Here is an 8890-nt window from a genome sequence, read left to right on the forward strand (position 1 = left end):
AGCTCTCCTGGCCTATGGACTTGTGGATAAGCCATTCTGAGAGTAAGGTGAATGAACTAACAAACCGGGAATAGCTCTTATTTTTCCTGAATTTTGTTCCAGATCCCCGGACCTAGCTAACAGATGCAGTTGTATCATTATTTAGAGACAGTATTTACGTTATTTTGATAATTATTTCAGTTTTAATGATTCCAGGTCTAATCGTTGGTTTGATTGTTGCTATGTTCCAAGCGGCTACACAGATTAACGAGGCTAGCTTAAGCTTTATACCTAAGCTTATTGTTACCTTTATTACCTTATTATTAGCGGGGCCGTGGCTATTAAAAACTTTGTTAAGTTATACGGATTCATTGATACATAACATTCCTTATTTTATAAGTTAGAGCTGAAAATGGTCAATATTGATTATCAATCCATGATTAAGGTAATCAGCCAGATTATATGGCCTATTGGGCGTTTTACGGGTTTATTTTTAGCAGCTCCTTTTTTTTCCTCCCCTTTGATTCCTTCTCGTATTAAAGTCGTTTTCATTTTTCTATTAAGTTGGATTTGTGCATTTATGGTTCCAGCTGAACTAAGTTTTGAACATTTCAACGGCTTATATGCAGTGTATATGGTACAAGAAATAATCTTTGGCATCTTGATGGGTTTTGTTTTACAGCTAGTTTTTCAAGTTTTCGTATTAGTAGGACAAATTATTTCTATGCAAGCCGGTTTGGGCTTCGCAGTAATGGTGGATCCGATGAGTAGTGCTAGTGTTCCTTTAATAAGCCAATATTACAATTTAATGGTCATGTTAGTCTTCTTAGCATTAGGGGGGCATGTAGCACTTTTAGAGGCAGTAATGAATAGTTTTAAAATAATGCCTATTGGCTCCCTCTATATGGAAAACGCGATGGTATGGAAAATAATAATTTTTTCAGGTTGGATGTTTAAAGAGGCAGTATTAATAACTATTCCCGCAATTATTTCTTTACTTTTAATCAGTTTATCAATAGGTATTGTTACCCGGGTAGCACCACAATTGAATATTTTTTCTCTCGGATTTCCTATTACACTGATGATGGCCATTGCTATTATCCAAATAACTTTGCCTAGTGTCGGCGAACAGATGGTTGAAAGTTTAGAACAGGGAATGCACTTCATTATAGGATTGTTACACTAATGGCTGAAGAAGACCAAGCACAGGAAAAGACCGAAGAGCCCTCGGCCAAACGACTGCGTGAAGCAAAAGAAAAAGGCCAGGTGGCGCGCTCTAAAGATTTCAATGCTACTTTGATCCTTTTGTTTACTGCCATGGGTTTTTCCATGTTTGGACAAAAAATTACTAATCATCTAGTGACTATGATGCGGGAGGCTTTTGAGTTTAATGCGGATCTCTTGACGACTACAGCTAGCACAATGGAGAGGCTTTATTATTTATCTCAATATGGCGTTAAATCAATTCTTCCCCTGCTAATAGTAATTTTTGTTTTATCTTTAGCTGCTCCGCTGCTAATTGGCGGTTGGGTTTTTAGCAAGGAATCGCTAAGCCCTAAATTTTCACGTTTGAATCCGTTGAAAGGATTTGCTCGTATGGTTTCAGTGAAAGGGCTAATGGAAATGCTTAAAGCCCTTTTAAAGGTAATTCTCGTGGCTGCAGTATCCATTTTAGTAATGAAAATAGAGATCCCTCTCCTGCTTGCTTTAGGTAATTCTCCTTTGGAGGTCGCAATTTCAGAGGGGACTAATATTATTGTTAAATCATTTGCCTGGATATCAGCGAGCTTAATTGTCATTGCTCTCATTGATGTGCCTTTCCAACTTTACGAACACCATAAAGCATTGAAAATGACTAAACAGGAGTTAAAAGACGAATATAAAGATACCGAAGGAAAACCAGAGGTTAAAGGCGCTATTCGCCGTGCCCAACATGAAGTAGCACGACGGCGCATGATGGCAGAGGTTCCCAAGGCGGATGTAGTCTTAACGAACCCGACTCATTATGCTGTTGCCATTAGTTACAAAAATAAGAAAAGTAAAGCACCCATTGTGGTGGCCAAAGGGCGGGATTTAATTGCCTTTCAAATTAATAATGAGGCACAGAAAAATAATGTTCCTATCATTTCTGTACCGCCTCTAGCTCGCGCGATCTACTTCTCAACCAAATTGAATAAAGAAATCCCTCGCGGTTTATATATAGCGGTTGCGCAAGTATTAGCTTATGTCTTTCAATTAAGTGATAAACAAAGGTATGATCATAAGCCCGCTATTTTACAGGATGTACCCATTCCACCTGAGCTTGCTAAAGAGGCAGAGGAAGAATTAGATGAATAAGTTGATGGACTATTTAAAAAGTTGGGTAAACCAAGGTTTGGGAACACCTTTAATGCTCATCGTCATGTTAAGTATGATGATGTTGCCTCTACCTACTTTTTTATTAGATATCTTATTTACTTTCAACATCGCTTTGTCTTTAGTGGTTTTATTGGCAGTAATCTATAGTGCGCGACCCTTAGATTTTGCTGTATTCCCTACCGTTATCTTGCTGGCAACTTTGTTACGTTTGGCTTTAAACATAGCCTCCACCCGAGTTGTTTTGTTAAATGGACAAAATGGAACCCATGCCGCAGGACAAGTTATTGAATCGTTTGGTGAAGTCGTCATCGGTGGCAATTATGCAGTAGGATTAGTCGTTTTCATTATTTTAGTAGTAATAAATTTTGTCGTGGTTACTAAAGGTGCGGGACGTGTTTCGGAAGTAACCGCTCGCTTCACCTTAGACTCTATGCCCGGAAAGCAAATGGCTATTGATGCTGATTTGAATGCAGGCTTAATCACTCAAGAGCAGGCTATCAAGCGACGTGCTGAAATTGCACAAGAGGCTGATTTTTATGGCTCGATGGATGGAGCAAGCAAGTTCGTACGTGGAGATGCGATTGCCGGTATTTTGGTATTAATCATTAATATGGTTGGTGGTCTTATTATTGGCATGGTACAGCATGGGATGTCTTTTAGTGATGCTTTACACAATTATATTTTGTTGACCATTGGTGATGGATTAGTAGCTCAAGTCCCCTCATTAATTTTATCTACAGCTACAGCGATTATTGTTACGCGAGTTTCTAGTGCCCAGGATATGGGCGATGCAGTGGTGCAGCAGATCCTATCTCAACCCCGTTCTTTGTTTATTGCTGCTGCAATAATCGGGATAATAGGCCTCATTCCTGGGATGCCGCATATTGCTTTTCTTATTTTAGCCTTAGGAATGGCAGGAATTGGCTATTATATTATGAATCAGCTCCAGGAAACTAAAGAACAAGAATTAGAAAAAGAAATTAATATGGCGCAAGCCAAAGAACCGACATCAACTGAGTTGTCTTGGGATGATGTGAATCCTGTGGATGTGATCAGTTTAGAAGTTGGCTATCGCTTAATTCCTCTAGTTGACAGTGCCCAAGGCGGTGTTTTACTGTCCCGTATTAAAGGAGTACGCAAAAAAATATCCCAAGAGTTAGGATTTTTAATCCCCACAGTTCATATCCGCGACAATCTTGATTTAAAACCAAATTTTTATCGTATAAGTTTGGCTGGGGTTATTATGGGCGAGGCTGCTATTCATCCTGAGCGATGGTTGGCTATTAATCCTGGACAAGTGTTTGGACCCATTGAGGGTATTAAAGGTAAAGATCCTGCTTTTGGTATGGATGCTGTGTGGATAAATGAAAGCCAAAAGGATCAGGCTACCACTTTGGGGTACACTGTTGTAGACGCCTCAACAGTTATTGCTACTCATTTAAGTCAAATTTTAGAGCAAAATAGCCAGCAATTACTAGGTTATGAGGAAACCCAACAGCTTCTTGACAAACTTTCGGCTAACTCTCCTAAACTGGTCAAAGAATTAATCCCTGATGGGCTTAGTCTTGGAACCGTGACTAAAGTGCTGCATGGTTTATTAGCAGAGCATATACCGCTTACTGATATTCGAACTATTGTCGAAACTTTGGCGGAAAATGCGACTAAAACTAAAGATCCAGATTATTTAATTGCACAGGTCCGTATTGCTTTATCACGGTTAATTACTCAAAAAATCAGTGGCTTAAACGAAGAACTCTCTATTATTACTTTAAAACCAGAGTTGGAACAATTATTGCAGAACACTATTCAAAATAGTGGGCCCGGGGGAGTCAGTTTTGAACCCGGTATGGCGGATAAAATACAAAAATCCTTAGCACAATTTGCAGCACAACAGCATGCGAACCAGGAAAATCCTGTTTTAGTAGTTCAACCTGGGATACGTTCTGTGTTGGCACGATTTGTGCGTAATATCTCTAATGATTTTTATGTTTTGTCTTATCAGGAGATACCTGATAATAAACAAATAAAAATAGTGGGCACTATTGGATAATTATTCGTTATTAGCGAATAAAACGTATCAGTTCAGTAAGGGCGTAAACTTAAGGGAAACTTTCTTGAGTTTGAGCTCTTGAAGAAATAGATACAATAAAACAGGCAGGAGGTTTTATGAAATTAAAACGCTTTGTCGCCGCTGATACACGCAGCGCCATGCAGCAAATTAAGGCAACTTTCGGTCCTGATGCCGTTATTTTGTCCAGTCATCGTGTCGATCAAGGCGTTGAAATTGTTGCTGCAATTGACTTTGATGAAACTATATTGTCAACTCAGGCGGCTGTTGCTGTCGCTGAACCGGCAAGTAAAGTTGAGAAGAATCTTTCGCATACTCCATTAGACGATATGCGCCAAGAAATACAGACTCTAAGAGGTATGTTAGAGGCGCAATTAAGAGGAAATGTAGGGTCAAATAATGAACCCTTACATAGTGTACTTTTACAAAAATTATTATATTTAGGGGTTAGTCCTAATACAGCGTCTATCTGGGCTCGCGCGGTTAGACCTGATTTAAATCAGCAACGTGCTTGGGATGCTGTTCTATCTCATATTTCTGAATTATTACCAATAAGAGATTCCCGCAGAATAGAAGAAGGTGGTGTGTATGCCTTTGTCGGTCCTACTGGGGTTGGAAAAACAACAACTTTAGCCAAAATTGCTGCTCGCTTTACCTTGCGTTTCGGTGCCGATAAGCTCGGTCTGGTCGCTATGGATAGTTACCGGATTGCCGCTCAAGAGCAACTAGTTTTATATGGCAAAATTCTTGGGGTCAAGGTCTGCATTGCTCAAGATGAAGTTGCATTATCGCGAGTTTTACGGCAATTGAGTGATAAAAAACTAATTTTAATCGATACGGCAGGTGTTAATCCAGCGGATGAGCGCATGGTAAAACAAATGGAAGTATTAAGTACTTATCATCAATCGATTGCAAAAGTCTTAGTTTTACCTGCAACCAGTCATTATCAAGTATTAATCGATGCTATTAGGCGTTATAAGGCCAATCGTATTGATCAATGCATTTTAACTAAGCTAGATGAGTCCCTAGCATTAGGAGGGGCTTTAAGCGCTATTATAGAATCTGATTTGGCTATAAGCTATTTAACTCATGGTCAGCGTGTACCTGAGGATATTAAAATGGCTTCTCGGCATCAGCTCATTGATTTATTTGCGCAACAAGAAATTCAATTGTTCCAAACGGATAGAACTATAAGCCAAGATAAATCGCGTGTTGGGGAGGGGTATTATGTTGAAAGTTAATAAGGGCATTAAAGATCAGGCTGCTGGTCTTAGAAATTTGTCGCGCACCAAGCCTGTAAAAGTTATTGCAGTAACTGCGGGAAAAGGAGGCGTGGGCAAAAGTAATGTCTCTGTCAATCTAGCTGTGGCTTTAGCACAACTTAATCAGAATGTCATGCTACTTGATGCTGATTTAGGTTTAGCAAATGTAGATATTATGCTTGGCTTACATACTAAATACAATTTATCTCATGTAGTTCAAGGTGTCTGTGATCTAAGTGATGTGATATTACAAGGTCCTAATGGCGTAAGAGTAATCCCTGCGGCTTCGGGTACAGAGTTTATGACCCAGTTAAGTCATGCGGAACATGCTGGTATTATTGATGCTTTTAATGAATTAACGGATGATTTAGATTATTTAATTATTGATACTGCGGCGGGAATATCCGATACCGTATTAAGTTTTACCCGCTCATCACAAGAGTTGATTGTTGTTGTTTGTGATGAACCCACCTCACTCACTGATGCTTATGCGTTAATTAAAGTAATGAGTAAGCGCTATGAATGGACTAATTTCCATGTGCTTGCCAATATGGTACGTAATTTAAAAGATGGAAGGGATTTGTTTAATAAATTGTTTCGAGTTTCTGAGCAATTTCTTGACGTTCAACTAAACTATTTAGGAGCAGTACCGTTTGATGAGCATGTACATAAAGCGGTTAAGAAACAAAAACCAGTCTTAATGGCTTATCCAGATTCAAATGCTTCTAGCTCATTTAGAGAAATAGCAGATTCTGTGGGTAGATTGCCCTTTAAACCTTTACTAACTGGAAATACTAGTTTCTTTTTAGAGCGATTAGTTGCAGGTGAAATTTGAAATTGTTCACTATAATTAAACTAATATAATTTCAAATGCTGTTATTGTAAGGAGAGTGTCGTGGATGCTTTAGCTGCATACAGCAAGATAAATGAACAAACCCAAGAGGCTCTGGTAAAAGAGCACGCCTTATTAGTAAAACGTATCGCCCATCATTTATTAGGACGCTTGCCCCAATCCGTTCAACTAGATGATTTAATTCAAGCGGGTATGATGGGGTTACTTGAGGCCGCTCGTAATTATGACGCTTCAAAAGGTGCCTCTTTTGAGACCTATGCAGGAATTCGCATTAGAGGACACATGTTAGATGAGGTACGTCGAAATGATTGGGTTCCTCGTTCAGTTCATCGAAATTCTAGAAAAATTTCTGAAGCCGTTCAACATATTGAAAATAGGCTTGGCCGTGAAGCCAAAGATGTTGAGGTGGCTCAAGCATTAGACATCTCTATCACTGAATACCATGAAATGCTGCAAGACTCAGCAGGCAGTCATCTTTATGGGTTTGACGATTTGGGGGTGACGGATGATGTGCTACACGGAGATGACGATAAGACTCATACCGAACCGCAAAAGCGTGTTATGCATGATGATTTAATGTCCCATTTAAGCCAAGTCATTAATAGCTTGCCGCAAAAAGAACAACTTGTACTATCCTTGTATTATGAGCGGGATTTAAACTTAAAGGAAATTGGCGAAGTTATTGGTGTTAGCGAATCTCGCATTTCCCAAATTTTAAGCCAAGCAATCCTCCGCATTAGAGCGCGATTACCGGATTAAAAATAATAATGGATGCATTAACAATAGTTGGTTTACTAGTAGGATTTGGAGCTATTCTTTTTGGACAAATGTTCGAAGGTGGCGACATTCATGCTTTAGTAAATTTACCCGCTTTACTCATTGTATTAGGTGGAACTCTGGGTGCGGTAATGGTGCAAACACCCTATTTTATTTTTAAAAGAGCGCTTAAAATTTTACCATGGATTATTAAAACTCCGCCTTTACAATTTAATGAATACCGCACTTTATTAGTAGATTTGGCCAAAAAAGCCCGTCAAATGGGGCTGCTTTCCCTCGAAGAGCATTTAGAGGTAGAAACCAACCCTTTAATATATAAAGGTTTAGAGTTATTAGTGATTGGTGTAGATAAACAAACTATAAGACAAGTATTAGAGACGGAAATCGAACGTCTAGAAATTCAAGATCTTAGAGCTGCGCAGGTTTATGAAAGCATGGGTGGCTACAGTCCAACGATTGGGATATTAGGTGCTGTTTTAGGCTTGATTGAGGTAATGCGTAATCTTGCTGATCCGGCGGCTTTAGGATTGGGCATAGCAACAGCTTTTGTTGCCACTATTTATGGGGTAGGGCTCGCCAATTTAGTTTTCTTGCCAATTGCAAATAAATTAAAAAGCTGTATTGCGCGCCAGGTGCATTTTGACTCCATGATTGTTGAGGCTTTGGTTGCAATGGCTAGTGGTGAAAGTCCTAGCATGTTGATGTTGAAATTAAGTAATTTTGGTCGAACAAAACAAAATGACGTCAAAAAGAAGTAAAAATCATGATGAGCATACTGATACTCATAGATGGGTAATTTCATATGCAGACTTTATTACACTGCTCTTTGCATTTTTTGTAGTGATGTATGCTATTTCTTCCGTAAATGTTTCAAAATATAAATCGCTTTCAGAGGGGATGAAATCAGCATTTAATAAAAAGGATCAAAATCAAGCAACACAATCCACGGCAGAAATAAAAAATGGACCGGAAGCAAAGAAAACTAAGGGAACTTTTCAAGACGGCTTAGATTATTTAAAGAAATCGCTCTCTGAATTAGAAGACGGTAGCTATAAGGTAAATAGCCAAGAGGATTGGATCGAAGTCGATATAAAAGCCGGTTCTTTGTTTCAATCAGGTACAGCTGATTTAACGCCCCAAGCCTTACTAAAATTAATGCAATTAGCAGGTAAAATCAAAGATTTACCCTACACTATTGTGGTCGAAGGGTACACGGATTCTATACCCATAGAAACGCCGCAATATCCCTCTAATTGGGAACTCTCTGCGGCTAGGGCAGCAAGTGTGGGACGAGCTTTAAATAGTTTTGGTGTTAACTCGCAACATATTTTAGTTACTGGTTATGGTGAACAATATCCAATAGCTGATAATTCAACGGAGGATGGTCGAAGTGCCAATAGACGCGTTAATATAATTATTGTGAAGGATAAAAGTGTATCGCGAATGTTTAATCCGCAAGTGGATCAACTGCAGAGTTAGCTAGGTCCGGGGATCTGGAACAAAATTCAGGAAAAATAAGAGCTATTCCCGGTTTGTTAGTTCATTCACCTTACTCTCAGAATGGCTTATCCACAAGTCCATAGGCCAGGAGAG

General features: G+C 39.1%; 10 protein-coding genes. 9 read left to right on the forward strand and 1 reads right to left on the reverse strand.

Features of this window, described 5'->3' with window-relative positions; translation table 11 throughout:
* Positions 1-12: 12 nt before the first annotated feature.
* Positions 13-138 carry a hypothetical protein gene (locus tag ELY15_RS16580; RefSeq protein WP_255411097.1) on the reverse strand — a complete coding sequence of 42 codons (126 nt, stop codon included), beginning with the start codon at positions 136-138 and terminating at the stop codon, positions 13-15.
* 26 nt (positions 139-164) lie between these two features.
* Here ELY15_RS16580 and ELY15_RS11175 point away from each other — a divergent pair, with 26 nt between their 5' ends.
* The 9 genes from ELY15_RS11175 to ELY15_RS11215 all read left to right on the forward strand — a co-directional run bounded on the left by ELY15_RS11175 (position 165) and on the right by ELY15_RS11215 (position 8776).
* Positions 165-383 (forward strand): flagellar biosynthetic protein FliQ, encoded by a 219-nt coding sequence (locus ELY15_RS11175; protein WP_370449423.1) that lies wholly within the window; start codon positions 165-167, stop codon positions 381-383.
* 8 nt (positions 384-391) lie between these two features.
* A complete protein-coding gene (fliR, locus tag ELY15_RS11180; RefSeq protein ID WP_127100023.1) occupies positions 392-1165 on the forward strand; it encodes a flagellar biosynthetic protein FliR in 774 nt (257 codons plus the stop codon).
* Positions 1165-2316 carry a flagellar biosynthesis protein FlhB gene (gene flhB, locus ELY15_RS11185; RefSeq protein WP_127100025.1) on the forward strand — a complete coding sequence of 384 codons (1152 nt, stop codon included), beginning with the start codon at positions 1165-1167 and terminating at the stop codon, positions 2314-2316. The genes fliR and flhB overlap by 1 nt, the downstream gene beginning before the upstream one ends.
* Positions 2309-4387 carry a flagellar biosynthesis protein FlhA gene (gene flhA, locus ELY15_RS11190; RefSeq protein WP_127100027.1) on the forward strand — a complete coding sequence of 693 codons (2079 nt, stop codon included), beginning with the start codon at positions 2309-2311 and terminating at the stop codon, positions 4385-4387. Before flhB ends, flhA begins: the two co-directional genes overlap by 8 nt.
* Positions 4388-4503: 116 nt before the next feature.
* The gene (flhF, locus tag ELY15_RS11195) at positions 4504-5646 is read left to right on the forward strand and encodes a flagellar biosynthesis protein FlhF (RefSeq protein ID WP_199744211.1); all 1143 of its coding nucleotides are present in this window, start codon (positions 4504-4506) and stop codon (positions 5644-5646) included.
* On the forward strand, positions 5633-6502 hold the full coding sequence (locus ELY15_RS11200) for a MinD/ParA family protein (RefSeq protein WP_199744212.1): 870 nt from the start codon (positions 5633-5635) through the stop codon (positions 6500-6502). The genes flhF and ELY15_RS11200 overlap by 14 nt, the downstream gene beginning before the upstream one ends.
* A gap of 60 nt (positions 6503-6562) precedes the next feature.
* Positions 6563-7279, forward strand: a complete 717-nt coding sequence (locus ELY15_RS11205) for an RNA polymerase sigma factor FliA (RefSeq protein WP_127100033.1) — start codon at positions 6563-6565, stop codon at positions 7277-7279.
* 8 nt (positions 7280-7287) lie between these two features.
* Positions 7288-8055, forward strand: coding sequence for a flagellar motor protein (locus tag ELY15_RS11210; protein ID WP_127100035.1), 768 nt, complete (start codon positions 7288-7290; stop codon positions 8053-8055).
* Positions 8036-8776 carry an OmpA family protein gene (locus ELY15_RS11215; protein ID WP_127100037.1) on the forward strand — a complete coding sequence of 247 codons (741 nt, stop codon included), beginning with the start codon at positions 8036-8038 and terminating at the stop codon, positions 8774-8776. The genes ELY15_RS11210 and ELY15_RS11215 overlap by 20 nt, the downstream gene beginning before the upstream one ends.
* Positions 8777-8890: the final 114 nt, after the last annotated feature.

Source organism: Legionella sp. km772 (genome assembly GCF_003989735.1).
Lineage (GTDB): Bacteria > Pseudomonadota > Gammaproteobacteria > Legionellales > Legionellaceae > Legionella.

Coding starts and splice junctions, on each gene's coding strand:
- ELY15_RS16580 (WP_255411097.1), bottom strand. CDS start 138: ATGATACAACTGCATCTGTTAGCTAGGTCCGGGGATCTGGAACAAAAT.
- fliR (WP_127100023.1), top strand. CDS start 392: ATGGTCAATATTGATTATCAATCCATGATTAAGGTAATCAGCCAGATT.
- flhB (WP_127100025.1), top strand. CDS start 1,165: ATGGCTGAAGAAGACCAAGCACAGGAAAAGACCGAAGAGCCCTCGGCC.
- flhA (WP_127100027.1), top strand. CDS start 2,309: ATGAATAAGTTGATGGACTATTTAAAAAGTTGGGTAAACCAAGGTTTG.
- flhF (WP_199744211.1), top strand. CDS start 4,504: ATGAAATTAAAACGCTTTGTCGCCGCTGATACACGCAGCGCCATGCAG.
- ELY15_RS11200 (WP_199744212.1), top strand. CDS start 5,633: ATGTTGAAAGTTAATAAGGGCATTAAAGATCAGGCTGCTGGTCTTAGA.
- ELY15_RS11210 (WP_127100035.1), top strand. CDS start 7,288: ATGGATGCATTAACAATAGTTGGTTTACTAGTAGGATTTGGAGCTATT.
- ELY15_RS11215 (WP_127100037.1), top strand. CDS start 8,036: ATGACGTCAAAAAGAAGTAAAAATCATGATGAGCATACTGATACTCAT.